The sequence below is a fragment of the Mesorhizobium subarcticum genome (assembly GCF_055456085.1).
This window is the reverse complement of sequence record NZ_CM144237.1, coordinates 5,306,927-5,329,001: the sequence shown is the minus strand read 5'-3', so window position 1 is coordinate 5,329,001 and position 22,075 is coordinate 5,306,927. Positions and strand designations below refer to the sequence as shown.

General features: G+C 61.8%; 21 protein-coding genes and 1 pseudogene. 8 read left to right on the top strand and 14 right to left on the bottom strand.

The window, feature by feature from the left end; translation table 11 throughout:
• Positions 1–53 precede the first annotated feature (53 nt).
• Both ACZYHG_RS26045 and ACZYHG_RS26040 read right to left on the bottom strand, forming a co-directional pair.
• Positions 54–1,402, bottom strand: a pseudogene (locus tag ACZYHG_RS26045) (IS3 family transposase).
• Positions 1,403–1,484: 82 nt separating this feature from the next.
• Positions 1,485–2,675 carry a hypothetical protein gene (locus ACZYHG_RS26040; RefSeq protein ID WP_464610983.1) on the bottom strand — a complete coding sequence of 397 codons (1,191 nt, stop codon included), beginning with the start codon at positions 2,673–2,675 and terminating at the stop codon, positions 1,485–1,487.
• 337 nt (positions 2,676–3,012) lie between these two features.
• On the opposite strand from ACZYHG_RS26040, the gene parC reads away from it, so the two are divergent.
• A complete protein-coding gene (gene parC / locus ACZYHG_RS26035; RefSeq protein WP_464610982.1) occupies positions 3,013–5,265 on the top strand; it encodes a DNA topoisomerase IV subunit A in 2,253 nt (750 codons plus the stop codon).
• A gap of 276 nt (positions 5,266–5,541) precedes the next feature.
• A complete protein-coding gene (locus ACZYHG_RS26030; protein ID WP_464610981.1) occupies positions 5,542–6,756 on the top strand; it encodes an AI-2E family transporter in 1,215 nt (404 codons plus the stop codon).
• A gap of 21 nt (positions 6,757–6,777) precedes the next feature.
• Here ACZYHG_RS26030 and ACZYHG_RS26025 read toward each other — a convergent pair whose 3' ends face one another.
• The 3 genes from ACZYHG_RS26025 to ACZYHG_RS26015 all read right to left on the bottom strand — a co-directional run bounded on the left by ACZYHG_RS26025 (position 6,778) and on the right by ACZYHG_RS26015 (position 9,176).
• On the bottom strand, positions 6,778–7,674 hold the full coding sequence (locus ACZYHG_RS26025) for a DMT family transporter (protein ID WP_464610980.1): 897 nt from the start codon (positions 7,672–7,674) through the stop codon (positions 6,778–6,780).
• Between the two features lie 128 nt (positions 7,675–7,802).
• Positions 7,803–8,567, bottom strand: coding sequence for an arginyltransferase (locus ACZYHG_RS26020; protein ID WP_027057322.1), 765 nt, complete (start codon positions 8,565–8,567; stop codon positions 7,803–7,805).
• A 138-nt stretch (positions 8,568–8,705) separates the two neighbouring features.
• Positions 8,706–9,176 (bottom strand): RDD family protein, encoded by a 471-nt coding sequence (locus ACZYHG_RS26015; RefSeq protein ID WP_464610979.1) that lies wholly within the window; start codon positions 9,174–9,176, stop codon positions 8,706–8,708.
• A 211-nt stretch (positions 9,177–9,387) separates the two neighbouring features.
• On the opposite strand from ACZYHG_RS26015, the gene sthA reads away from it, so the two are divergent.
• Positions 9,388–10,776: a Si-specific NAD(P)(+) transhydrogenase gene (gene sthA / locus ACZYHG_RS26010; RefSeq protein WP_464610978.1), complete on the top strand. Its 1,389-nt coding sequence runs from the start codon at positions 9,388–9,390 to the stop codon at positions 10,774–10,776.
• Here sthA and ACZYHG_RS26005 read toward each other — a convergent pair.
• From ACZYHG_RS26005 to ACZYHG_RS25985, 5 genes are all read right to left on the bottom strand, one after another.
• On the bottom strand, positions 10,773–11,879 hold the full coding sequence (locus ACZYHG_RS26005; RefSeq protein WP_464610977.1) for a hypothetical protein: 1,107 nt from the start codon (positions 11,877–11,879) through the stop codon (positions 10,773–10,775). The genes sthA and ACZYHG_RS26005 overlap by 4 nt on opposite strands.
• Positions 11,879–12,496, bottom strand: a complete 618-nt coding sequence (locus tag ACZYHG_RS26000) for a 5-bromo-4-chloroindolyl phosphate hydrolysis family protein (RefSeq protein WP_464610976.1) — start codon at positions 12,494–12,496, stop codon at positions 11,879–11,881. Before ACZYHG_RS26000 ends, ACZYHG_RS26005 begins: the two co-directional genes overlap by 1 nt.
• 14 nt (positions 12,497–12,510) lie before the next feature.
• Entirely contained in the window at positions 12,511–14,082 is a 1,572-nt protein-coding gene (locus tag ACZYHG_RS25995; protein WP_464610975.1) for a substrate-binding domain-containing protein, read from the bottom strand.
• An 11-nt stretch (positions 14,083–14,093) separates the two neighbouring features.
• The gene (locus tag ACZYHG_RS25990) at positions 14,094–15,173 is read right to left on the bottom strand and encodes a toxic anion resistance protein (RefSeq protein WP_464610974.1); all 1,080 of its coding nucleotides are present in this window, start codon (positions 15,171–15,173) and stop codon (positions 14,094–14,096) included.
• A gap of 176 nt (positions 15,174–15,349) precedes the next feature.
• Positions 15,350–16,009: an alpha/beta hydrolase gene (locus ACZYHG_RS25985; RefSeq protein WP_464610973.1), complete on the bottom strand. Its 660-nt coding sequence runs from the start codon at positions 16,007–16,009 to the stop codon at positions 15,350–15,352.
• Positions 16,010–16,209: 200 nt separating this feature from the next.
• Here ACZYHG_RS25985 and ACZYHG_RS25980 point away from each other — a divergent pair, with 200 nt between their 5' ends.
• Positions 16,210–17,409 (top strand): OpgC family protein, encoded by a 1,200-nt coding sequence (locus ACZYHG_RS25980; protein ID WP_464610972.1) that lies wholly within the window; start codon positions 16,210–16,212, stop codon positions 17,407–17,409.
• Between the two features lie 8 nt (positions 17,410–17,417).
• Here the strand turns inward: ACZYHG_RS25980 and ACZYHG_RS25975 are convergent, their stop codons facing one another.
• Positions 17,418–18,488: a LacI family DNA-binding transcriptional regulator gene (locus ACZYHG_RS25975; RefSeq protein ID WP_464610971.1), complete on the bottom strand. Its 1,071-nt coding sequence runs from the start codon at positions 18,486–18,488 to the stop codon at positions 17,418–17,420.
• A gap of 163 nt (positions 18,489–18,651) precedes the next feature.
• Here ACZYHG_RS25975 and ACZYHG_RS25970 point away from each other — a divergent pair, with 163 nt between their 5' ends.
• Together ACZYHG_RS25970 and ACZYHG_RS25965 are read left to right on the top strand one after the other, a co-directional pair.
• Positions 18,652–18,795: a hypothetical protein gene (locus tag ACZYHG_RS25970; protein ID WP_464610970.1), complete on the top strand. Its 144-nt coding sequence runs from the start codon at positions 18,652–18,654 to the stop codon at positions 18,793–18,795.
• Between the two features lie 56 nt (positions 18,796–18,851).
• A complete protein-coding gene (locus ACZYHG_RS25965; RefSeq protein ID WP_464610969.1) occupies positions 18,852–19,001 on the top strand; it encodes a hypothetical protein in 150 nt (49 codons plus the stop codon).
• A 12-nt stretch (positions 19,002–19,013) separates the two neighbouring features.
• Here ACZYHG_RS25965 and ACZYHG_RS25960 read toward each other — a convergent pair whose 3' ends face one another.
• Together ACZYHG_RS25960 and ACZYHG_RS25955 are read right to left on the bottom strand one after the other, a co-directional pair.
• On the bottom strand, positions 19,014–19,373 hold the full coding sequence (locus ACZYHG_RS25960) for a DUF423 domain-containing protein (RefSeq protein ID WP_464610968.1): 360 nt from the start codon (positions 19,371–19,373) through the stop codon (positions 19,014–19,016).
• Positions 19,374–19,403: 30 nt separating this feature from the next.
• Positions 19,404–20,657: a multidrug efflux MFS transporter gene (locus tag ACZYHG_RS25955; RefSeq protein ID WP_464610967.1), complete on the bottom strand. Its 1,254-nt coding sequence runs from the start codon at positions 20,655–20,657 to the stop codon at positions 19,404–19,406.
• Between the two features lie 116 nt (positions 20,658–20,773).
• On the opposite strand from ACZYHG_RS25955, the gene ACZYHG_RS25950 reads away from it, so the two are divergent.
• Positions 20,774–21,439, top strand: a complete 666-nt coding sequence (locus tag ACZYHG_RS25950) for a GntR family transcriptional regulator (protein ID WP_464610966.1) — start codon at positions 20,774–20,776, stop codon at positions 21,437–21,439.
• A 105-nt stretch (positions 21,440–21,544) separates the two neighbouring features.
• The gene (locus tag ACZYHG_RS25945; RefSeq protein ID WP_027028494.1) at positions 21,545–21,805 is read left to right on the top strand and encodes a DUF982 domain-containing protein; all 261 of its coding nucleotides are present in this window, start codon (positions 21,545–21,547) and stop codon (positions 21,803–21,805) included.
• A 54-nt stretch (positions 21,806–21,859) separates the two neighbouring features.
• On the opposite strand, the gene ACZYHG_RS25940 is transcribed toward ACZYHG_RS25945, so the two are convergent.
• Positions 21,860–22,012, bottom strand: coding sequence for a hypothetical protein (locus ACZYHG_RS25940; RefSeq protein ID WP_080680689.1), 153 nt, complete (start codon positions 22,010–22,012; stop codon positions 21,860–21,862).
• Positions 22,013–22,075: the final 63 nt, after the last annotated feature.

Sequence of the window (22,075 nt, the reverse complement as noted above, 5' to 3'; positions counted from 1 at the left end):
CCAACAAAAAAGCCCGGCATCGCTGAACTGACCCCGTAAAGTTGGACTGTTCATTAGGCTGGTAGATTTAAGGGCTGGTTCCTGTATTGCACAGGGGCCAGCCCTTTCAGTTTCAGTTTGATGCGGCGGTGGTTGTAGTAGTCGATGTAATCCTCGATTGCGTGGCTAAGGCTTTGGACGGTGTCGAACGCTCCCGGATGGAAGAGTTCGGACTTGAGAATGGCGAAGAAGCTCTCCATTGGAGCGTTGTCGAGGCAATTGCCTTTGCGTGACATGCTCTGTTGGAGGCCTCTGACCTCCAGTCTGCGTTGGAATGCCGGCATCTGATACTGCCATCCCTGATCGGAATGCAGGATAGGCCGCTCGTACTCACCAAGCCGGTCGAGGGCTTTGGTCAGCATATTGTCCACCATTTTGAAGCGCGGCCGCTGTGCCGTCTCGAAGGCGACGATCTCGCCATTGTAGAGGTCCATGATCGGGGACAGGTAGAGCTTGTTGCCGGCCAGGCTGAACTCCGTAACGTCGGTCACCCATTTGCGATTGGCGTGATCGGCGCTGAACTTGCGCTGCAAGAGATCGGGAGCGGTCCGCCCAACTTCACCTCTGTAGGAACGATACTTCTTCGGCCTGACCAGCGACTTCAGTCCCATCTCAACCATCAGGTTCTGGACAGTCTTGTGGTTGACGCACCGGCCCAGCCGGCGCAGTTGCGCAGTCACGCGACGGTAGCCGTGGCGGCCCTTATGGCTATCGAAGATGGCCTTTATCGCCTCCTTCAGCGCCGCGTGGCGGTCTGGGCGCGAGGCTGTTTTCTGTCTGTAATAGAACGTGCTGCGCGGCAGCTTCGCCAACTCGAGCAGCCCCTCAAGCGGATGCAACGGCCTTAACGCCTGGACGGCTTGCGCTTTTTGGGCGCGCGTCCTTGCGTTAAGGCCTCCAGTTTTTTTAGGTAGTCGTTCTCCATCCGCAGCTGCTTCAGCTCAGCCAGCAGTTCTTCTCGGCTTTTGGCCTCGTCACTGGTCGCAACAGGCACTGCGGGGGCCGGCGGCTTCGACATGGGTCGTCCTCTGGGACGAGAGCCGAGCGCCTCTATCCCGCCCGCATGATAGCGCTTCTCTCAACCCGTCAGGCAACCAGCATTGCGGATATTGAACAACGCAGCAGTCTGGCGATATGACAGGCCTTCCTCCCACATCCGCTCAAGCACTGACAGCTTGAACGCCGCGTCGTAACGGCCGTACTTGAACGATAGTCCGGCATCGCCATGCGCCTGGTACAAAGCGACCCACTTGCGAACAGTCGCAGCGTCAACTCCATGGTTCGACGCCGCAATCGCGTAGCTCTCATCGCGTAAATAGCTATCGACTACCGATCGCTTGAAACGCGCACCGTGTCTGGACATGCAAAACCCCTGAAAGTTGTGTCCAACTTTCAGGGGTCAGTTCATCGCTGCCGGGCTTTTGCTTGAACTGAGGCCGCTTCGATCAGTCCTCGTTGGCCTTGACGCTGACGCCGAGCGTCTTGGGCAGGTCGAGCGGGTTGGACATGGCTCCCGCCATGATCAGCGCGAACGGCACCGCTGCCGGCGGTTCGGCCGAGATTTCGAGGCTCTTCGGATCGTCGAGATACTTGCTGACCGCCGCGGTCACCTGCGCCGTCAGCTCCGGATTGTTGAGCTGCGCCATGCCGAAGGGAACGATCGCCTTGGCCTGGTTGGCGATGTCCTTGGCCGACATGCCTTGCTGCTTGCCGACGTAGTCCAGCACCTTGCCGGTCAGCGAATCGTCGTCGAAGCGGATCGAGGCGCTGTTGAACGAAAGCTGCTGCAGCAGGCCGAGCATGGCCATGCCTTGCGCCGAATTATCGGCGCCTTCGGGCTGCGCGGCCATCTTCTTCTGCATATCCTGCAGCGACTTGACGAAGTCCATCGTGTAGCCGCCGAGGTCGAAGGTCATGCCGAGCGTCCCGGCGTTCTCGACCGAGATGTCGTACTTCGACAGCTCCATCTTGCCATCCGTCGGCTGCCAGGTGCCGGCTATCTCGAAATTGCCCGCGATGTTCTGGTAGCCGAGCGCGTTGATGACTTCCTTGGACTTGGGATCGTCGACCAGCGTCAGGTCGGCATTGAACTTTTCGGTGGTGCCGGTGAACTCCATCGCCTTGCCGTCGGCGGGCGGTGTGATCTTGATGGCAAGCCCGTCCATCGAGAAGGCGGTCTTGTCGGCGACCTTGACCGTCATGTTCGAGAGTTCGGCCGACTTGTAGATCATCAGCGCGCCGAGTGGGCCGGTGGCGCCATCGGCCGGAACCGTCATGTCGTGGATGACGAAGGGGCTGAGATCGAGGGTGACGCCGTCCTTGCTGTGTTCGAAGGCCGAGGTCGAAACGGTGCCGATCTCGTAACCGCCATTGGCCGCGGTGATGTTCTCGAGCTTGACGTCGCCTATGGTAAGGGCTTCCTTTTCGGACGCCGGCTTGATGGCAACGCCCTGCAGCACCATGCTGGTGTTGTCACCGGTCACGCCGGTCCAGGAGATGTCGACGCCCTGCGCAGCCAGCGTCGCCTTGAGACGGTCGGCAACCGCCGCGTCCTGGGCAAGGGCCGCATTCAGCGGCAATGTGAACAAGAAGGTCGAAAGAGCGAATTTCCGGAGAGTTGAGCGTTCGATTGTCATCGCGAGTTCCCTGAGAGAGTCCTGAAATTGTTTTTCAATTCTTCGCGCTTTCACCATTCCGTGACGAACTGGACGGGAAAAAGGCATTTCCCGCACAATGGTCAAAAATCACGGCGAAAGGCAAACCTGATCCCAACGCCATAGAAGAATGCAGTGAATCTGGCATGAAGATCGGGCCGTCAAGCGTTGTCGCGCTTCGCAATAGATGCGGCGTGTAACAGATTGATGTTGGCCGGCAAGCTCGACCTTGCGGTTTCATGTTGCACAAACGCGCGCAAGTCGACTGGTCCGGTGCGCGCCTCTTGCCGCGAATCACCCGCTCGGCTAGTCCCAGCCCATGGCAAAAAGGGTTTTGCCGCCTCAAGATGGCGGCGGCGATCACATCGAACCGATCGATCTGAAGAAGGCGCTGGAAGAGCGCTATCTTGCCTATGCGCTGTCGACCATCATGCACAGGGCGCTGCCGGATGTTCGCGACGGTCTGAAGCCGGTTCATCGCCGCATCATGCATGCCATGCGCCTGCTGCGCCTCAACCCCGACCAGGGCTTCGCCAAATGTGCCCGCATCGTCGGCGAGGTGATGGGCAAGTTCCACCCGCATGGCGACCAGTCGATCTATGATGCGCTGGTGCGGTTGGCGCAGAGTTTTTCGATGCGTTACCCCTTGGTCGACGGGCAAGGCAATTTCGGCAACATCGACGGCGATAACGCGGCCGCCATGCGTTACACCGAAGCGCGCATGACCGAGGTGTCGACGCTGCTTCTCGAAGGCATCACCGAGGATGCGGTCGATTTTCGCGCAACCTACAATGAGGAAGACGAAGAGCCGGTCGTGCTGCCCGGCGCTTTCCCGAACCTGCTTGCCAATGGATCATCGGGAATCGCTGTCGGCATGGCGACCTCGATCCCGCCGCACAATGCCGCTGAGCTTTGCGACGCCGCGCTTCATCTGATCGAGCATCCGGACGCGCCGGTGACGAAACTGATGGACTTTGTCCAAGGGCCTGATTTCCCGACCGGCGGCATCATCATCGACAGCCGCGCCTCGATCCTCGAAGCTTATGAGACCGGCCGTGGCGGTTTTCGCGTGCGGGCGAAATGGGGTCAGGAAGACCAGGGCAGGGGAACCTGGAACATCGTCGTCACCGAAATTCCTTACGGCGTGCAGAAGGCTCGGCTGATCGAAAAGATCGCCGAGCTGCTAATCGCCCGAAAACTGCCTTTGCTGGAGGATATCCGCGACGAGAGCGCCGAGGACATTCGTGTCGTGCTGGTGCCGAAGAGCCGCTCGGTCGATCCGGGCATCCTGATGGAATCGCTGTTCAAGCTGACCGAGCTCGAAAGCCGCTTCCCGCTGAACATGAATGTGCTGTCGCGGGGCAAGGTACCCAACGTCCTGTCGCTGAAAGGCGTGCTGAAGGAATGGCTGGAGCACCGCCGTGAGGTGCTCGTCCGCCGCTCGAAACATCGGCTTGGTGAAATCGAACGGCGCCTGGAGATCCTCGCCGGCTATTTGATCGCTTACCTCAACATTGATGAGGTCATCCGCATTATCCGCGAGGAGGATGAGCCCAAGCAAGTGATGATGGCGCGTTGGTCGCTGACCGATACTCAGGCCGAAGCCATCCTCAACATGCGCCTGCGCGCTCTGCGCAAGCTTGAGGAATTCGAGATCCGCACCGAGTTCGACGGCTTGAGTGCCGAGAAGAAGCAGATCGAGGCGTTGCTTGCCTCCAACGACAAGCAATGGGCGACCATCAAGTGGGAGGTCGCCAATGTTCGCCAGAAATACGGGCCGGAAACCGAAATCGGCAAACGCCGCACGCTGTTTGCCGACGCGCCCGAGCACGATCTGACCGACATCGCCCACGCCATGATCGAGCGTGAGCCGGTCACCGTGGTCGTCTCGGAAAAGGGCTGGCTGCGGGCGATGAAAGGCCACCTTACCGATTATTCGACCTTGACCTTCAAGGAGGGCGATAGCCTCAAGCTCGCCTTCCACGCCCAGACTACCGACAAGGTGCTGGTCTTCACCACCGGCGGCAAGTTCTACACCATCGGTGCTGATCGGCTGCCGGGCGGGCGCGGCCACGGCGAGCCGATCCGCATCATCGTCGACATGGACAATGACCAGGACATCGTCACCGCTTTTATTCACGACCCGAAGCGCAAGCTGTTGCTTGCCTCGCATGAAGCCAACGGCTTTATCGTGCCGGAAGAGGAAGTGGTCGCCAACACCCGCAAGGGCAAGCAGGTGATGAACGTCAAGGCGCCCGACGAGGCCAAGCGTTGCATCCCGGTCACCGGCGATCATCTCGCCATCGTCGGCGAGAACCGCAAGATGCTGGTGTTCGCGCTCTCCGAGATACCGGAGATGGGACGCGGCAAGGGCGTGCGGCTGCAGAAATACAAGGATGGCGGTCTGCTCGATCTCAAGCCGTTTACGCTTGAGGCCGGCCTTTCCTGGCAGGATTCGGCCGACCGCACGTTTACAAGGTCGCGCGAGGAACTGGCCGAATGGATCGGCGCCAGGGCATCGGCAGGGCGCATGGTGCCGAAGGGTTTCCCGAGGACGGGCAAGTTTGGTTGATGCTGCGATCTCCCCCCGCGTGGGGGAGATGGCCGGCAGGCCAGAGGGGGGCGCTGTCCCGCCTGCGTATCAAATGGACATGGCTACTACACTGGTCTCGGTTCTTGGTCGCCAAATACCAGTGTTGGCGATCCTTCACGCCCCCCTCTGTCCTGCCGGACATCTCCCCCACGAGGGGGGAGATTGGCAGCTTCATCATCACCAATTTGGACTATCGTCACGATTGCTGCACTATATCAGTGCATAAGCGGGAAGGTGTTTGGGAAAGGCCGGCGTTTGAAGGAAACCAAGATCCAGAAGCCGGAACGGCAGCAGCGTCTGTTTGGCCTGTCGACACCGTTGGGGTCGGCTGTCATTCCGCCGATTTCGGCGGCACGCTGGCTGCTGGTGCTGATCGTCGCCGCCGGCGTCTATTTCTTCCACGGCTTCCTGTTCCCGGTGCTGGCCGCACTCGTCATCGCCTTCGCCAGCTGGCCGCTCTATTGGCGGCTGCTTGCCGGTGTCGGCGGCAACCGCACCATCGCCGCTACCCTTGCCATCCTGTTCATCCTTGCCTTCCTGGTGATACCGATCGCGCTTGCCGGTACCTATGCCATCAACGAGGTGCGCGAGTGGGTTGGCTGGGCGATAGAGACCAACCGGCATGGTGCCGTGACGCCGCACTGGATCGCCACACTGCCTGTCGTGGGCGACTGGCTCAACGAGCAATGGACGACCAATCTCGGCCATCCCGGCGGCATCGGTGAACTGATCCAGCTGGTCAGTGGCGCCAATATAGGCAGCATCTATCGCGGTGCCCTTGCCGCTGGTGGCAGTGCCTTCGGATTGCTGCTCACTTTGCTGTTCATGATGATCGCCCTGTTCTTCGCCTATCGTGACGGCGAGCATTTCGCTGGCCAGATCGACCGTCTCGGCGAACGCATCCTGCCGACCCGCTGGGAGCGGATTTCGCGCGTCGTGCCGGCGACGATCTCCTCGACGGTGACCGGCATGACTGTCATCGCGATTGGCGAGGGGCTGGTGCTGGGCATCGCCTACTGGCTGGCCGGCGTGCCGTCGCCGGTGACGCTCGGTGCCCTGACCGGCGTCATGGCGCTCATTCCCGGCGGCGCACCTCTGTCCTTCACCCTTGTCTCGATTTATCTCGCCGCCAGCGGCTCGCCCATGGCCGGTCTGGCATTGTTCATATGGGGTACGGTCGAACTGTTCATCGTCGACAAGACACTGCGCCCGAAGCTTGTCGGCGGGCCGATAAAACTACCCTTCCTGCCGACCTTTTTCGGCCTGATCGGCGGCGTCAAGACCATGGGTTTCCTTGGCCTGTTCATTGGCCCGGTGCTGATGGCGCTGCTGGTCGCCATCTGGCGCGAATGGCTGCGCGAGGTGGAACTGGGCGACGAGATGGCCGCCGGCTCGGCCGCCGAAATAGATCCCGGCCCACAGATCGAGATCGTGCCGGAACCTGGCGCGGCGAAGAAGGCCAGCGCCTGATCTCGAAGCCTGTGGTACGCCTCAGACCGGATGATGCACCGCGAAGTCGCTCCGCCGCTTGCGGCCATCATGCAACTGCCAGAGCGAATGCGCTATCAACGTGACGATCAGGATCGCGCCGCCGATCAGGCTGTTGCGGGTCGGTGCCTCGGCAAAGATCATCCATACCCAGACCGGCGCCAGCACCGTTTCAAGCAGGTAGAACATCGCCACTTCCGGCCCCGAAATGTACTTCGGCCCGGCAGCAAGGCAGAAGAACGAGATCGGCATGATGACGGCGCCGTTGAAGATGATCCACCATGGTGCGTTCACGTGAAAGCCTTCGCCTGACACCATGAAGGCTGCCAGGGCCATCGGCAGAAGGACGCCGACAAGTGAGGTGAACCCCATGTCCTTGCCGCTGGCGCGCGAGATGGTGATGGCCACGGCGACGAAGAAAGCCGAGCAAAGCGCCATGAAGTCGCCGAACAGTTTGCCGGTACCGACCGACCCGCCGACGATGACGAGCACGCCAAGGATCATGATCGCCATGGCGATGATCGTCACCAACCGTGGCTTCTCCTTCAGGAATATCCAGGACAGCAAGCCCGCGAACACGGTGTTGAAGGCCAGGATGAACACCAGATCGGCCGTCGAGGTGTGATAGACGGCGGTGACGAAGGTGATCCCGGTCAACCCATAGCAGATCGCAACGATCAAACCGGACCAGCCAGGAATGAGCTGTGGAGCGTTCCGGCTCAGCGCCCGCCAGACAGACCAGATGACCATGGCCGCGACGAATGTGGTGCCGGTGCGCAGCAGCATGATCGTCCATGCGCCACCGTCGGCGAGGCGGATCAGCGGTATGTCTGATGTCAGCGTCAATCCGCCGAGAGCGGTCAGCAGAAGGCCCTTCTGGTGATCATGATGAGAGGACATGCAGGAACTTTCGCAATGAAATGCAGGCCGGCGGCTGGCCGGTGCGACAGCACACACTCTTCAGCCAACCGGCTGAAAGACCAGCATCGCCTGCCTTGAAACAGTTTAAGCGCGGATCGTGGAAAAACTCAGCGTGAAACCGCTTCGTTGGTGTAGCGCTCCCAGCCCTTGGGGCCGAGATGCTCCTGCGGCATGAAGCGCATCTTATAATTCATCTTGCGCGAGCCGTTGACCCAGTAGCCGAGGTAGACATGGGGCAGGCCCATCGCCCTGGCGCGGGCGATGTGGTCGAGGATCATGAACGTGCCGAGCGACCGCTCCTCGAAATCCGGATTGAAGTAGGAATAGACCATCGACAGACCATCGGCCATCTTGTCGGTGAGCGCCACCGCGATCAGTTCGCCCTGACCCTTGCCGGTGATAAAGGTGTCAGGCCCGCGCCGCCTGTATTCGATCACCTTGGTGTCGACATGCGTATCCTCGACCATCATGGCGTAGTCGAGCACCGTCATGTCGGACATGCCGCCGCGACGGTGGCGGGCATCGAGATAGCTGCGGAAAAGAGAATACTGTTCGGTCGAGGGCTCGGCGTTGTGCATATGGCCGACGAGGTCGGAATTGTGCTGGAGCACGCGCTTCATGTTGCGGCTGGCGGTGAATTCTTGGGCGAGGATGCGCACCGAGACGCAGGCACGACAGGTCTCGCAGGCCGGCCTGTAGGCGATGTTCTGCGAACGCCGGAAGCCGCCTTGCGTGAGGAGATCGTTCATCTCCGCCGCCTTGTCGCCGACCAGATGCGTGAACACCTTGCGCTCGAACTGGCCGTCGAGATAGGGGCACGGCGACGGCGCGGTCAGGAAGAACTGTGGCGACTGGGTCGGGTGCTGCGTCATCGAGCCTTGGAAACACTCCTTCGAGTCGCTCTACCTTTGGCGCGGAAAGCGAAAAATTCAACAGGATTGTGAAGGCGTCATCAGGAGAACGCCTTCACATTTGCGCCGATGCGCCGGTAACGCTTCCCTGAAATGCCCTTAACGGCCCGTGCGGCTGACCACCGTGCCGAGCAAAAGGTCGTGCAGCGTGCGCTTGCGGTCGGAGAACAAGGTCACCAGCAGGACCAGCGGCGACAGGATGACATTGCCGGCCCAGAACAGCACGGAATGGACGACCGCTGTGAGGCCGTCGATCGGCCTGCCGTCAAGCCGGTCAAGACGTATGCCCATCATCTTCATGCCCGTGGTGGCCTGGTCGGCGCTGCCCAGCGTGTTCCAGATGTAGAGGATAGCGACGGCCGGCACGAGAATGCCATACAGCATCCAGCCCAGGCCGAGCGTCAAAAACCCGAGGAAGAACACCAGTATGGCGAACACGACGCTGAGCAGCCCGACGATGACGTAGTCGAGCACGAAGGCCAGGATGCGCCGCGTGCGCACGCCCTCATAGGCTCTGACATCGTCAAGCCGGGTGTTGATGATTTCGCCGTCGAGAACGCGCGCGTTCATGTCATTTCCTCGTAACATGGCCCGACATAGGGTGCGGACCGCTCGACATTGAAATGGTGAAGGCCTGTGTCGGAATCAAGGTCGGGGTTCTCCCGGGGCGCAAGGCTCGAGCGACGCAGGACACAATCCGAATCGGTTGAATTTACCGTGCGGATAGCATTAGCTTGCTGCGGCGCAACAAAAGCGCTCAGGGGCAGAGGGACGGGGCACTATGGACTATGACATGCTGGTCATCGGCAGCGGCCCCTCGGGCCGTCGCGCCGCGGTGCAGTCGGCCAAGCTCGGCAAATCGGTGCTGGTGGTCGATCGCGGCCGGCGTCTCGGCGGCGTCTCGGTGCACACTGGTACCATTCCGTCGAAGACGCTGCGTGAGACGGTGCTCAATCTCTCGGGCTGGCGCGAGCGCGGCTTCTACGGACGCGGCTACAGGGTCAAGCAGGATATTTCCGTCGGCGACCTGATCGAGCGTCTGCACAAGACGCTCGATCATGAGGTCGAGGTGCTGCAGCACCAGTTCATGCGCAACACAGTCAAGAGCGCACGCGCCTCCGTAAAATTCATCGGCCCCAACAAGGTTAGCCTGACGGCCGACAATGGCGACTACAGCGAAGTCGGGTTCGCCCACGCGTTGATCGCGGTCGGCACAAGGCCGCACCGGCCGCGCGATGTGCCTTTCGACAAGACCCGCGTTTTCGACAGCGACGAGATGCTGGAACTCGGCCAGTTGCCGCGCACGCTGACGGTGATCGGCGGCGGCGTCATCGGTGTCGAATATGCGACGATCTTTTCAGCGCTCGACGTGCCGGTGACGCTGGTCGAGCCGCGCAACACCATCCTCGATTTCGTCGACCGCGAGATCGTCGACGATTTCATCCACCAGATGCGCGACCGCGGCATGACGATAAGGCTCGGCAGCGCGGTGAAGGAAATCCGCTCCAAGCCTGAAACCGCCGAAGTGGAACTGGCCGATGGCCGCACCATTCGTTCCGAGGTCGTGCTCTATGCCGCCGGCCGCACCGGCAATGTCGGCAGCCTTGGCCTCGATGTGGTCGGCATCGAGGCCGACTCCCGAGGCCGCATCAAGGTCGATCCGCAGACCTTCCAGACCAGCGTGCCCAACATCTACGCCGCCGGCGACGTGATCGGTTTTCCCAGCCTCGCCTCGACGTCGATGGAACAGGGCAGGGTGGCCGCTTGCCATGCTTTCGGCGTGGCCTTGCCGCCGCCGCCGGAAACCTTTCCCTACGGCATCTATGCGGTGCCGGAGATTTCGACCGTTGGCCAGTCCGAGGAACAGGTGCGCCAGAGCGGCGGCGCCTATGAGGTTGGCGTCGCGCGCTTCCGCGAGACCTCGCGCGGCCACATCATGGGCGTCGACACCGGCTTCCTGAAACTGTTGTTTTCGATCGAAACGCGCCGCCTGCTCGGCGCGCATATCGTCGGCGAAGGCGCCACCGAGCTTATCCATATCGGCCAGGCGGTGATCAATCTCGGCGGCACGGTCGACTTCTTCGTCAACAACACCTTCAACTATCCGACGCTTGCGGAAGCCTACAAGATCGCCGGGCTCGATGCCTGGAACAGGATGGGGCGGGGCTAGCCGTCCATCTGGTTGAGCAGCGCCAGCATCACGTCGGCTGACGGCATCGGCAGCACCGCCTCGATTTCCGCCGGCCTTACGCCGGCTATAGCATCGGCGTCACCCGCCACGGTGCCGAGCGGCCCGCGAAAACCATGCTTGGACCAGGCGAGTTGCTGGAGCGTCGGGCTGGTCAGCGCCTCCAGCAGCCGGTCAACCGCTGGGTCGATGACGATCAGCGGATGCGCGGAGTAGACCGTCGGTCTGGGATAGAGGATTTCCGGCTTGGCGCCGGCGCCGGCCTGCACCCGCTGCCAGCGTGCAGGATCGGCGAGCGCCCATTCGACCAGCTGGTTTTCGTAGCCGACCACCATCGGCTCGGCGCCAAGGCCGCCGGCGATGTACTGGTCGAACAGTTTTCCTGATGAGGACGATTTCAGGCCCATGCTGCGAAAGATCGCCTTGGCCTGGTCGCCGTGCTGGGCAAGCAGCTCCTGCGTCGCCACATCGCCGCTCATCAGGCTCAGCACCAGGCCGGCGAACATGAAGCCGGAATTGGAGCGGTTCGGGTCTGTGGAGACGATGCGCGCCCGGCCATAGAGTTCGTCGATGCCAAGGTCCGACCAGTTCTTGCCGGCGAGTATGGCATCGAGCAAAGCCTTGAGGTCAAGCTGGTTGTAGCCGCCCTTGCCAGCGACCGTGACCAGGCCGCTCTTTTTCAACCCTTCGACCACCGGCCCCCAAGTGTAGACGACAACAGGCGAGTTCAGCACCACCTGATCGTTGCGGATCGCCACGCCGCTCTTGCGGGCAAGATCGACCATGATCGAGGAGGATGGCCACAGGAACTGCGGTTTCTGCGACAACAATGCTGCTTCGCGGACCATCTCGACCGAGCCGGCGACGCGTGCATCAAGCTCCAGCCCATAGCCCGCCAGCGCATGAACGACATCCGGATCGGCCAGGAAGGCCTGCTTTTCACCGCCGATGAAGCCGAACAGATGCGCCTTGTTGCCCAGGTAGCCGCGGAATTCGGGGCGCTCTTTCAATGTCAGATAGCCGCCAGTGCCGGCGGCGGCGGCACCCAGCAGGCCCAGTCCAAAAGCGCGGCGCGAAATGGCCATCAGTGACCAATATCCTCTTTCAGCGACTCCTGAATGAGTTGCAGGTCAACGTCGAGCGTGCCGAGTTCGGAATCGGCCAGGCTGTCGGCATAATGCGTGAAGGCGTCTTGCAGCTTGGTGATCACCGCGCCGATATTGGCCAGCCGTGCTTGACTGGGCGCGCGCCGGGCTGCCAATGCGGCGTAGCCTTCCGACACCTCGGCCGCCTGCGGCACATAATAGGTGAGGAAGCGCCGCACGGCGGGTGCGCTCTCGGGCTTGGCTTCGACCCTGGTGATGACATCGGCGGCGATATCGGACAGGTTCTTCACCTTGGCCGCCATGTCCTTGTCGGAAATGGTCCGGGCGGTTGCGGCAAGGCGATCCGCCGCCGGCTGGGCCTGAGCCAGCAGTTCGCGCGCAAACGCAACCCGGCTGCCGCCAATCGAGTTCAGATCAAGGCCTTCGAACAGCTGGCGCGGCGCCAGCACGAAGACCAGTCCGGCAAAGACCAACGCGGCGATGACTGCCGACACCAGGAACGGAAAATGGGTAAGCAGGCTCAGCCCGACCAGCAGCGCCGCCGAGACGAGGCCCGCTACGATCCAGTTCCAGTCGTTGCCGAACAAGCCACGCATCCTAGCCGCGCATCTCAGTTGTAGCCACGGGCGGCGCGGAAGGCGCCTGCGAGATCGCCGCCGCCATCGAACACGCGCGCGGAGGTTGCCTGGGCGAGGTTGGCAAGCTGACTCTTGTCGGCGTCGCCAAAGGTGATGCCGAACACCGGTACGCGCACCGACGCATTTCGCCATTGGTCGAGGAAAGCGTCGGCGCTGCCGTCTGTCCGACCATCGGTCATGATGATGATGGCCGGCAGATATTTCGACAGGTTCGCGGTCGCGGTGATCTTCTGCAGCGCCTGTTGGGCGCAGGCATACATGTCGGTGCCGCCTCCAGCGTGCTGATCAGCAACATCAGCCAGCAGCTGTGCTTGGCCTGCGGCATCGCCAGTTGCTTCGAAATTGGCCCGCACGACACTGTCGAACGGCAGCACGAAGATGTGGTCGGACGGCGTCCATTGCACCAGCACCTCGCTGGCCTTTTCCGGTGTGAACAGCAACTGCGCGGCAGCCTGCAGCTGTTTCTCGCCCTTGTCTTCCATCGAGCCGGAGAAGTCGAAGCACAGCGCTGTCAGCGAAGGCTTGCGCAAGGCCTCCTGGTAGAGATCGAGCGCCTTGCGGATCACTACCGGTTCCGGCATGCGGATCGACGTCACCAGTTTGCCCGGATCGAAATTCCAGTCCGGTTCCGGCGCGGCCTGGATCGCCGAACCGCCAAGCGGCAGGCGCCTGCCGCTGTCGGCGATCCGTTTGCGCACCGCGTCCGACTGCAGATAGGCGAGCAGGTCGGTGAAGAACTTTTCGACGTCCGGACCGCGCCCATGGTCAATGAAGCCGAGCGGTGAATTGCCGACCGCAACGCCATCGGCCGGATAGACGGCATAGAGCAGTTCCTTGCCCATCTGCTTCAATTTGTCATTGGTCTCCTTCAGCGTCGCCTCATAGTTCCACATCGCATCGTAGACGGTGCCCTTGCTTGCGCTGTCGACATAGAGGTCGGCGAGCCAGCCCGACGAGCCGGACGAACGCTCGACGCCCTGCAGCAGGGCGCTGACCGTTTCACGCACATTCGGATTGTCGAGATCGCCGGGCTCGATCACTTCCTTGCCGCCAAGTGCGCTGGAGAGCATGGCCAGATAGGCGCTGGCGCCCGAATTGGACTGCGTCGCCGACGTCATCAGGAATTTGAGCTTGCCGTCCTTCACAGCGGCCAGGATGTCTTTCATGAAGACAGGTTTGCCGACCCAGCCGAGTTCGGCTGCCTTGGATTTGCGCACGCCCAGAATGACCGGCATCTGGGCGATCGAGGTCAAATTGCGCACCTTGCGGCCGGTGTCGAACAAATCGACCCACACGCTCGAGGCCGGCCAGACCGCGTCCTGGTCGAGGCCGGCGGGCCGTTGCAGCCCAAGGCCGATGTCGAGCGAGCCTTCATAGGCGAAGGTGCAGGTGGCGCCTTGCTTGGCGCAGAATTCCTGCACGATGGGTTCCAGCACCGTGTTTTCGGAACCGGAGACGATCGAGAATTGGACGTGGCTTGAATTGCAGGCGGCCAGCAGCACGGCGAAGGCCAGCAGCAGAACGGACGTCAGCGTCTTCGGCATGGCGGTTCCGATCAGCCTTGGGTCAGCGCTTTCTTCAGATCGAGCGTCATCTGGTCCATCTGCTTTTCAGCGTCGGCCCGCTTCTGGCGGCCCTCCTGCTGGACCTTCAGCACGCCTTGCACGGTATCGATGAGGTCGCGGTTGGCCTGTGCCAGCGTTTCGACATCGACAATACCGCGCTGCGCCTGCTCTTCGATAGAGATCGCCTGGTCCTTCATCATCTTGGAGGTTTGGCGGATCATCTCGTTGGTGGCGTCCGTCACGGTCTTTTGCAATTCGAGCGCCGACTTCTGGTTAGTCAGGCCAAGCAGGATAACCATTTTCTGCTTCCAGGCCGGCACGGTGAGCGCCGACGTCGCCTGCAAATTCTCGATCAGCGTCTCGTCACCGGACTGGACAATGCGGATCTGCGGCAATTGCTGGATGCCGAGCTGGCGCGCTTGCACCAGATAGAAGACGCGCTTTTCCAGACGGTCGAGCGCCTGCACGGCATCCTGATAGGTCTGCGCATCCAGCGTGCCGCCTACATCACCGCCAGCCGAATCCGCGGCGGTCTTCAATTTCGGCAACTCGTTGGCGCGATAGTCATCGATGAATTTCTTGCCCGCCTGCACATAGGCATCGAGCTTGAGGATCGAATCCTTGGTCTGCTCGTGCAGGTCGTCGAGCACGGCGATGTCGCGCCGCAGCGTATCCTTGTGACGGTCTAGCTCTAGGCCGATCCGGTCGATCTGCCCCGCCACATCCTCGTATTTCTCCTTGAAGCGCTCGAGCCGCGCCTTGAACGAGGAAAACAGATTGCTCAAAAACCCCTGATCCTTCAGCGAAGCCGGATCAAGGTTCTTGGCCTTCATGATGATGTCGGTCAGCAGGTCGCCGGTGTCACCGAGATCACGGTTACGCAATTGCCCCAAGATCTTGTCGGCATAGTCGCTGACAGCCTGCTGGGCACGATCGCCATAGACCGAGATGCCGGCGCGATCCTTGACGTCGATCGTGCTTTCAATCCTGGCGATGTCGGACGGACTGGCGGTGATAACAGGCAGTTGCGAAGTGTCGTCGAGCAAAGTGACGCTGTTCTTGTCGGCCATGCAGACCTCCCCCTCGGTGAACAGTATCTCGATAGACAGGATGTAACAGACATATGTCGCCGCTGTGGACAATGGAAGGCCCAGGCCATTTCGTTGGTGAATAGTTGCTTTTGCCGCACTTATTGTCCTGCTTCCTGTCACGAACCAGCGTGCCCGGTGCTCACAAGCGGCTCCGCCTAGGCAATGGCAACCGATCCCGCCAGCCATCGCCTGACGATGGCGGCGTCCAGATCACCGATGTCATGGCCCGATGGAATGATCCGAGCGTCCATCGCGCTGCCGCGTTGACTGAGCAGCGTTACCAGCGCGGGCGCGAAGGCTCCGTAGGTCTCGTCGGCGGCACCAGCGATGATCAGCGTCCGTGTTCCCTTAAGGTCCGTCGCCGGCACGTGGTCAAGCACGGGCATTGGCCTCAACAGCGCCGCCCCGCTGACGATGCCGGGATGGAGCAGCATCAGGCTGGTAACCAGATTGGCGCCGTTCGAATAGCCGAGGAACGTTGCGTGACCGAGATCAAGTCCATGGCGCCCGGCGGCCTCGCTTGCGAATGCCGCGAAGGCGGCGGTTTCGGAAAGGATGCTCTTTTGCTCGAAGCGCGTCGGTGTGATTTGCTCGAACCAGCGGAAACCATCCTCCTGGGGGATACGACCGCGCGCTGCGACGAGCACCGCGCCGGGCGCGATCTGCCTTGCCAGCGCCACCAGGGTCGTCTCGTCAACGCCGGATCCATGCAACAGGAACAGGCATTCACGTCTCTCCCCACTGACGCCGATGAGACGGTAGGCAAAGGGCAGATCCGTGAGCAGTGGACCGTTTTCGACGCCGTCGCCGCTCATCCCGCATCCTCTTGATTATATGAGGTTCCGCTCAATTTGCCGGCTTCAAAACGCAATATTTTCGTGCTCCGCGAAAGTTGATTGAACCAGGCGCCTTTCCGCCCGTTTCTGCGCCGATGTATTCCCTCGCGGGAGGAATCGAAGCGGTGCGTCGGGGGTCGCATTGCCCAATCAATGACTAGCTTTGAGGCCTTTTGTCGATGACTACCCCCGTTTCGCCGGAGCGCGACACTCGTATCTCGGATCGCGATACGCGTATCGACGTGCTGCGTGCGCTCGCGCTCATCATCATTTTCATCGACCACGTGCCGGGCACAGTCTTTGAAAATCTAACTTACAAGAATTTAGGCTTTTCGGACGCGGCCGAAGCGTTCGTGCTGATTTCCGGCATCTCGGTCGCGCTCGCCTATGGCACCAGGTTCCGGCCAGGTGGCCGGCTGCTCGCGACCCTGAAGATGTGGCGGCGGGCAGGCACGCTCTATGTCGCTCATATCGTCACGACAATGGTTGTAATCGCCTTGTTCTGCATGGTGGCGGTGTTCACCAAGCGGCCGGAACTGCTGAAGCTGATCAACATCGAGCCGCTGATGAAAAACACGCCCGAAGTGCTGGTCGGCATCGTCACGCTCGGCCATCAGCTCGGCTACAACAACATCCTGCCGGTCTATGCCGCGCTGCTTTTGATGGCACCGGTCTTCGTCCTGCTGATCAGCTACAGGCCTGTCGCCGCACTTGTCGCGTCCGGTGCGCTGTGGCTCGCTGCCGGCATCTGGCAGATCGCCCCGCCCAACTATCCCGAGCCCGGCTTCTGGTTCCTCAACCCTTTGTCCTGGCAGTTCCTGTTTAACATCGGTTTGGCCGCCATGCTGCATGTCAGGCGCGGCGGTGTCATTCCGGTCAACCGTTGGCTGGTAGGCGCGGCCGCGACCTATGTGTTGACGGCGCTGGTCTGGGTGCACAGCCCGCTGTGGGGACAGATAACCTGGTTCAAGCTGCCCGTGGTCATTGGCGGCTTCGACAAGACGTTCCTGTCGCTGCCGCGGCTGGTGCACATCCTGGCGGTCAGCTATCTCATTGTCGCCTTGCCTGCGCTGTCGAACCTGTTCCGCACCAGCCCGGACCATCCGCTGGCGATAATGGGCAAGCGCTCGCTGCCGGTTTTCATTGCCGGTACGGTGATCGCCATGGTCGCGCAGGTGATGAGGCTGATCAATCCGGGCGGACTTGCCTATGACAGCCTGCTGCTGTCAGCCGGCATCGCCCTGCAATTCGCGCTCGCCTTCTATCTCGAATGGCTGTCGACCATCGGCGGCTCGGGCAAGGTCCGTACGACGCAAAAGGATGCCACGCTGGTTCGCGCGCCTTTCGGCGTCTCCGGGGTGGCAAGGGCCAATCGCTGAGGGATAGTTCAGCCGCGTGGCGGAGCCGACGAAGCCCGCACGATCAGTTCGACCGGCAGCTGCCGGCGATTTGTCGTGCCGTCGTTGTCCAGGATCGCCTTGACGGCGAGACGGCCCATCTCGGCAATCGGCTGGGCCACGGTGGTCAATGGCGGCTCGGATACCGCAGCTTCCGGAACGCCATCGAACCCAACGATCGACACGTCATCGGGGACGTTCAACTTGCGCGCGCTCAGCCATTCAAGCGCCACTAGGGCCATTCTGTCCGACATCGCCAGGATCGCCGTCGGGGGTTCGGCCGTGCCGAATATGGTCTCGAGCGCCGACTTCGTGCTCGCCACATCGTTGGCGGTCGCGTAGATCGGCACTCTGGTCGTGTCGACGCCGACCCGCGATAGCTCCTGGAAGTAGCCGGTGACGCGGTCTCGCGTTCCCGCATAAACCGCGTTCTGAGCCTGATCGGGCGAAACAAGGCCGGTCCTGCCGTCGACAAACTCCAACGCCAGCACGGCAAAGCGGCGGTGTCCAAGGTCGGTGAGATGGCGCGCCGCCATGGCGGCACCAGCGACATTATCGATGCCGATTGTCGCGACCGACCCATCCTCGGAAGCGAGATCGAGCGCCACGAAAGGCAATTTGCGCTCACGTGCCAGCTGCACCAGCCGGGAGCCGCCTTCGATGCAGAAGACGATGAAGCCGTCGACCAGCGCGCTCTGGATGTTCCAGGCAAGCTGTTCGTTGTTGGCGGCCGAGACAAGCGAGATGCCGGCCCCTGTTGCGTCGCAGGCCTGCGAGATGCCTGCCATCATGACGCGCGCAAAGGGATCATCGAAGAAGTAGGAGAGGGGTTCGGCGGTGGCGACACCAATGGCATTGACCTTGCCGGCCCGCAACAGCCGACCCTTGGGATCCGGCCCGCCATAGCCCATCGCCTCGGCGGCGGCCTTGACCCGTTCGCGGACCTCCTCGCGCACGATCTCGGGACGGCTGAAGACATTGGATGCGGTGCCATGCGAGACGCCGGCGGCCTTGGCGATGTCGGCCAGCCGGATGGGTCTTCGATTGTCTGGTGACGCCATTGTGCGTGCCTCCTGACATGCATTTAGCACGTTCCGGCTTTGCATCTAGCACTTTCGTTGGATCGATTCAAATTTCGCTTGACCTGGGATCGTCGAGAAATTATCTTTGAATCGATCCAATGCGGCGCATTTGCTCTGCTCAATGAACCAGGGGAGGTGCGTCATGCATCCCGTCAGTTATTTCTTCGAAGACATCTATCGCAACGACTGGAGCATCGGGTTGGGCGCCAACAGCTCCAAGCGCCGGGGCAGATCCGGCCTATCGATTCGCGACCTTCGTCTGCTGGTGACGCGCGAGCGGAACTGATCGGCGCCGTTTTTTACCTACTAATTGGATCGATTCAATTCAAAGGGAAAAAGACCATGCATCCCATCAAGCATCTGTTCGAGGACATCTATCGCAACTACTGGGGCATCGCGCCGGCTGCCGAGCGGCCGAAGGTACGGCGCCTGACGAAGCCGGCCGTGCGCAATCGCGATCTTTGGGTTCGCACCGAACGTCCCCGGGATTGATCCTATTTCGCCTCAGGAGCGCGGGGGGACCAGGGCAGAGATTGCTATCCCCAGCCAGCCGACGATGAGCAGGGTGCCTCCGATCGGCGCCGACATCGGAAACAGTTTCGATCCTAGGAAATCGCGGGCGAGAAGATCGCCCGCGAAAAGCACGAGCCCGACAAGCAGGACCACGCTCGCAATCCGCAGGCAGCGATTCGCGCCGATAAGGCCGACGGCGAGAAAGACTGGCGCGTGCATCAACAGGAACGACGCGGCCGTGCCGGTGAAGGCACCGCCGCGGTGTGCGGCGGCCGCCGACAGCGCTACGCCCGCCGCGCCGACGAGGCCGCCGGCAAACACAAGGATACGGCTGGGTTCGGCGGAATTCATATCGGCTATTTCCCTATCGCCCGGAGCCTCTCAGGATTCACTTGCTTCCAGCGCCATATGCCGTGTTCGCCGCGACTGGACAATCCAGTTGTAGACGGCGCCGCCCGCCATCAGCACCGATGTCCCGAGGAACACTGCCGGCATGCCGAAATGACCGCCAACGAAGCCGCCGGTCAATGGTCCCGCAACTTGCCCGACATACTGCGCCGAGATCGCCAGGCCAAGCACATTGCCGCCGACCCCGTCCGGAATGTTGTGGCGGATGACGCTGGTGATGCAGGGCAGCAAGCCGCCCAGCGCCAGCCCCATCAGAAAGCGCAGCCCGATCAACTGCCAGCTGTTGGTGACGAAGGCTTGCGGAATGAGCAGCAGGGCCGAGGCGGCCAGGGCTCCGACGACGACGTTCCAGTGGCCGACGCGATCCGCAAGCTTGCCGAGCCAGGATGCCGACAGGATGGTGCCGAGTGCCGCCGCCGACATCACCACGCCGGCGACCATAGTCACCCGGCTCCGGTCCTCGATGAGCTCCTGTACATAGACAGTGATGATCGGCTCGATCGACATATTGGCAAAGGCAAGCAGCATGCCGGTTATCAGCATGGCGACGACCGGACGCTTGTCGGGAATCTGCGACCAGCCGCTCTTCGGCTTTGCTGTCGACGCGGCTGTGGCTGGCTTCGGGCGCGGATTCTCCTTGATCAGGAAGGTCGTTGCCAGGAAGGCCAGGAAGATGACGCCGCCGGACAGCAGGAAGGTGGCGCGAATGCCGATCACCGGCGGCAGCGCGCCGCCGAGCAGGGGGCCGACCAGCGAACCGGCGGTGATCCCTGCCGACAGGACGCCAAGCGCCCAGCCCGAGCGGTCCTTCGGCGTCTGCATGGCCACCAATATGGTCGAGCCTGAGGAATAGCCACCGGCAAAGCCGATCAGCAGGCGAAGCAGCACCAATTGCCAGACGGTCTCGACCATGCCCGTCAAGGACATGCAGATCGCCATGCCGAAGCTGGCGCGCACCAGCATCACCTTGCGGCCGTAGCGGTCGCCCAGCCGCCCCCACAGCGGCGCGACCAGGGCCGCGGCGAAGAAGGTGGCGCCGTAGGCGATGCCGGACCACTGAACAATGGCCGCATGGCCCTGCGCGCCAAGCTGTTCGACATAAAGCGGCAGGAAGGGCAACAGCAGGGTCATGGCGATGAGCGTGCTGAACGAGCCCGCGAAACAGACGGCGAGATTGCGCCGCCAGTGGATGTTGTAGTTGCTCTGTCGCGTGTCTTCCTGCGCCATGTCCTGCCTGCCCGATATCAGCGCTTGTTGCGGATACCATTTTGGGATACCAAACCGGTATCCGTCATGAACTTTAAGCCGGCTGCTGTCAATGCGGCCTCGAAAAGGGCTACGCAATGTCGCAGATGCAGAATGTTGAACGACAGTTGCGCGAGATGATCCTCGAACTCGAGATCGGCCCGGGCGAGAAACTGACCGAGCGTTGGATCGAAGGCCGCTTCGGCGCTTCGCGCACCCCTGTCAGGGCAGCGCTGCTGCGCCTGGAGACCGAGGGGTTGGTCGGCAGGGACGGGCGCGGTTGGACGGTGTCGCCCATCAACCTTGCGGAGCTGGAGCAGATCGCGGTCTATCGCGAAGCGGTCGAGGTAGCGGCCCTGCGGCTGACATGCACGCACGCCGACGGGAACGCCATCGACGTCATCGAGGCGATGCTCGATTCCTGCGATGAAAACACTGCGCGTGAGGAATGGCATCGCGTCGGCATGGATTTTCACATCGAGCTGGCGCGCCTGTCGGGCAATGAATTCCTGTTCAAGGCAGTTAGGGATGCCATGACGCGCCTGTCGCGTGCGCGCTGGCTGGAGGTGCGGGATGAAGCAGCTCTTGGTCGCGCCTGGGCCGAACATCGCGCCATTCTGGCGGCAACGCGCCTTGGCGATGCCGATGAAGCGGCGCGCCGGCTTTCAAACCACATCGTCGGCAGCCGCGACCGGCTGGTGACGTCGCTCGCCAACGATCGGCGCGGTCTTCGCGCCAGGGGCTTTGCCGTCGTCGCTGCTTAGCGCTGCCTGTACGGGCAGGGCGCTCGCCTTGCAAAAGAGGCGGCGTCTTGACGCGAAGCGCACTTTCGGCCTCGCTTCGCGGATGCCGATGGCGTAAGAGCGGCGATGGAAAACAACCGATTTGAAACACCCGTGACCGTCAAGTCAGTCACGGCGGGAAGCACTCAGCTCTTGCGCACGGCCCGGGAGGCTTCCGATTACCTCCTCAACAGCTGGCCCGGCAAGCGCAGTCCCAAGCATCGCGCTGCGTTGCAGGCCTGCCACGACGCGCTGGCCGGCGACAAGCCGGCCATGAATGCTAGGCGCGCCTTTATCGCCGCGGCGCGTGAAGTGGACGTCTTTGTCAGCGACAAGGCGCCCGCCTGACGCAAGGCGACCGTCAGGACTGAGGCAAGGCCCGCATGTGCGGGCCTTTTGCCGTCATTCGGCAGTTTCGTTTTCGCTTTCGATCTCGCCCTCAGGCTTCGAACGGTCGCGCGCGGCAACCTTGGCCGCCAGCTTTTCGGCCTTCTTCGCTGCCTTCTGCCGGTCGCGTTCCTTGCGTTCCTGATCGTAGTTTGGTGCTCGCGCCATATTCGGCTCCTTTTCATCGCCTTGCGGCTCTGACCCTGCCTAAGAGCATTAGCCGTCAAACAC

Coding starts and splice junctions, on each gene's coding strand:
- ACZYHG_RS26040 (WP_464610983.1), bottom strand. CDS start 2,675: ATGACAATCGAACGCTCAACTCTCCGGAAATTCGCTCTTTCGACCTTC.
- parC (WP_464610982.1), top strand. CDS start 3,013: ATGGCAAAAAGGGTTTTGCCGCCTCAAGATGGCGGCGGCGATCACATC.
- ACZYHG_RS26025 (WP_464610980.1), bottom strand. CDS start 7,674: ATGTCCTCTCATCATGATCACCAGAAGGGCCTTCTGCTGACCGCTCTC.
- ACZYHG_RS26020 (WP_027057322.1), bottom strand. CDS start 8,567: ATGACGCAGCACCCGACCCAGTCGCCACAGTTCTTCCTGACCGCGCCG.
- ACZYHG_RS26015 (WP_464610979.1), bottom strand. CDS start 9,176: ATGAACGCGCGCGTTCTCGACGGCGAAATCATCAACACCCGGCTTGAC.
- sthA (WP_464610978.1), top strand. CDS start 9,388: ATGGACTATGACATGCTGGTCATCGGCAGCGGCCCCTCGGGCCGTCGC.
- ACZYHG_RS26005 (WP_464610977.1), bottom strand. CDS start 11,879: ATGGCCATTTCGCGCCGCGCTTTTGGACTGGGCCTGCTGGGTGCCGCC.
- ACZYHG_RS26000 (WP_464610976.1), bottom strand. CDS start 12,496: ATGCGTGGCTTGTTCGGCAACGACTGGAACTGGATCGTAGCGGGCCTC.
- ACZYHG_RS25995 (WP_464610975.1), bottom strand. CDS start 14,082: ATGCCGAAGACGCTGACGTCCGTTCTGCTGCTGGCCTTCGCCGTGCTG.
- ACZYHG_RS25990 (WP_464610974.1), bottom strand. CDS start 15,173: ATGGCCGACAAGAACAGCGTCACTTTGCTCGACGACACTTCGCAACTG.
- ACZYHG_RS25985 (WP_464610973.1), bottom strand. CDS start 16,009: ATGAGCGGCGACGGCGTCGAAAACGGTCCACTGCTCACGGATCTGCCC.
- ACZYHG_RS25980 (WP_464610972.1), top strand. CDS start 16,210: ATGACTACCCCCGTTTCGCCGGAGCGCGACACTCGTATCTCGGATCGC.
- ACZYHG_RS25975 (WP_464610971.1), bottom strand. CDS start 18,488: ATGGCGTCACCAGACAATCGAAGACCCATCCGGCTGGCCGACATCGCC.
- ACZYHG_RS25970 (WP_464610970.1), top strand. CDS start 18,652: ATGCATCCCGTCAGTTATTTCTTCGAAGACATCTATCGCAACGACTGG.
- ACZYHG_RS25965 (WP_464610969.1), top strand. CDS start 18,852: ATGCATCCCATCAAGCATCTGTTCGAGGACATCTATCGCAACTACTGG.
- ACZYHG_RS25960 (WP_464610968.1), bottom strand. CDS start 19,373: ATGAATTCCGCCGAACCCAGCCGTATCCTTGTGTTTGCCGGCGGCCTC.
- ACZYHG_RS25955 (WP_464610967.1), bottom strand. CDS start 20,657: ATGGCGCAGGAAGACACGCGACAGAGCAACTACAACATCCACTGGCGG.
- ACZYHG_RS25950 (WP_464610966.1), top strand. CDS start 20,774: ATGTCGCAGATGCAGAATGTTGAACGACAGTTGCGCGAGATGATCCTC.
- ACZYHG_RS25945 (WP_027028494.1), top strand. CDS start 21,545: ATGGAAAACAACCGATTTGAAACACCCGTGACCGTCAAGTCAGTCACG.
- ACZYHG_RS25940 (WP_080680689.1), bottom strand. CDS start 22,012: ATGGCGCGAGCACCAAACTACGATCAGGAACGCAAGGAACGCGACCGG.